This is a genomic window from Corynebacterium sp. HMSC05D03, from assembly GCF_001807205.1.
GTDB lineage: Bacteria > Actinomycetota > Actinomycetes > Mycobacteriales > Mycobacteriaceae > Corynebacterium > Corynebacterium aurimucosum.
The window spans coordinates 1-1,645 of the sequence record NZ_KV788163.1 but is presented as its reverse complement, the minus strand read 5'-3'; the positions used below and the strand labels follow the sequence as shown (position 1 = coordinate 1,645).

Below are 1,645 nucleotides of genomic sequence, written 5' to 3'. Positions count from 1 at the left end.
TGTTATGTCCATAGGGTTTTTGGACATGGAGTCCGGTGTCTTTTTGGACACGGAATCCATGGAGGTCTTGGACACTTCTAGCGGTTTATGGTTGCGGCCTGCGTTTCGGCCGGGGTTTGGATAGTTTCGGGTTCATCCGCGGTGGTTGGCGGTGTTTCATTCCTTCAACGAGGTTGATGTTGATCTGGCCACCTGGTGGTCTGTGGCTTAACGTGATCGGCAGTGGCACGCTGAAGAGGAATTCACCGTCATGGGCCGTGTAGAACTCCGCAACGTTTTCGGCTGTGACTGTGGAGTAGAGTCTGCGGTTTTTAAACCTCAGACCAATGTAGAGACCGAAGCTGCACACGCGTACAACGCCGTCTTTGCTTACGCAGAGCTGGTCTGGGATACCCCAATGGTTTGTTGATTGTGTCGTCGGTGCCGTTAGTGTGGGGGTATCGGTGGGAGGTATGCCTTGCAAAGCTGCCATGTCATCGGTGCTGGCCTCGTGTGAAGTTGCCGCTTCCGCGGGGCCGTTTAGCATTTCGGATACAGCGTGTGGATTGTGCGCTTGGTTATAGGCGACTATGCGGGCCCAGACCTGCTCAGGATCGAGTGGATGTGTAGGCGATGGTGCCTTGGGGAAGGTATCGAAGGCCTGGCGTGGTGTGATGTGCATTTTGCCGACCAGCAGTGATTGGTGCCGTCGTCGTTCGTTGTAGACCTGGCGATATTCGGCCAGATATGTGTTGACCTCAGCAAGGCTGACTGGGTGGCGTGCATCGAGGAACTGGGTCAACGTGCGGTGAGAGCGTTCGTCTTTTCCCTGGGTTGTCGGGGCGAAACCAGCAATAGCAAGTACACCTTGGCTAGCGAGCCAAGTTTCAGTAGCAGAGAGAAAACCACGGTGATAGGTGGCGAACGCATCGCCATTGTCGGAAAGGATTTCTTGAGGTTTGCCGTAGGCGGCGAACGCTGCGGCCAGTACGGCGCGCGCATCAGTACCGTTTTCTGGCAGAGCGAATGCTGTGGTTCCGACATCGAATCTGCTGGCATCATCGATAATCTGGTAAATCGTGACATGTGTGTGGGCATGGTCAAAGAGGCGGTAGACCAGTCCATCGATTTGCCAGAGTTCACCGACGAGATCACGGGCGAAGCGCTTATAGGAGCTGCGGGGGCGTTTGCGGGCATTGGCATCAACAAATCCCAGTTCATGCAGCCACGAGGCGATTGTAGAACGCGATGGGGTGGAATCTGGGCCTGAAGTGTCAAACAAGAAGTAGTAGATCGACCAAGGCCCATAATCCAAGCCTTGCTCCATCAACTCCTGTCTGGCGTGGACGACTGCGATTTTATCGGCCTCGTCAAATTTCTTCATCGGATTCTTCGGGGCAGTCGAATCAGGCACAATACCTGCGCGACCCTTCTGCGCTATCCGGCTTTTGATGTTGTGGTACGTCTGCCGCGAGATTCCTAATTCTTTGCAAAACTGTGTGACCGTCTTGCCGTCACGAACGGGATCGAAATCTGCGACCTTTCTACGCTTATGCAATGGAATAGCCATCCGGCTATTCCACCGCCGCAAACGTCCAAAAAGCCACTAGACATCCCGTCCAAAAACATCCTGGACTCCGTGTCCAAAAAGTCGCTAGACATCACA

Annotated in this window: 1 protein-coding gene; it reads right to left on the bottom strand. The window is 54.2% G+C overall.

All coding sequences use genetic code 11. From position 1 onward, the window contains the following. Positions 1 to 85 precede the first annotated feature (85 nt). On the bottom strand, positions 86 to 1,549 hold the full coding sequence (locus HMPREF3147_RS01790) for an integrase core domain-containing protein (RefSeq protein ID WP_070443932.1): 1,464 nt from the start codon (positions 1,547 to 1,549) through the stop codon (positions 86 to 88). Between the last annotated feature and the right edge of the window lie 96 nt (positions 1,550 to 1,645).

What these genes read in the sequence shown, in the direction of transcription:
- HMPREF3147_RS01790 (WP_070443932.1), bottom strand. Translation starts at nt 1,549, where the DNA reads ATGGCTATTCCATTGCATAAGCGTAGAAAGGTCGCAGATTTCGATCCC.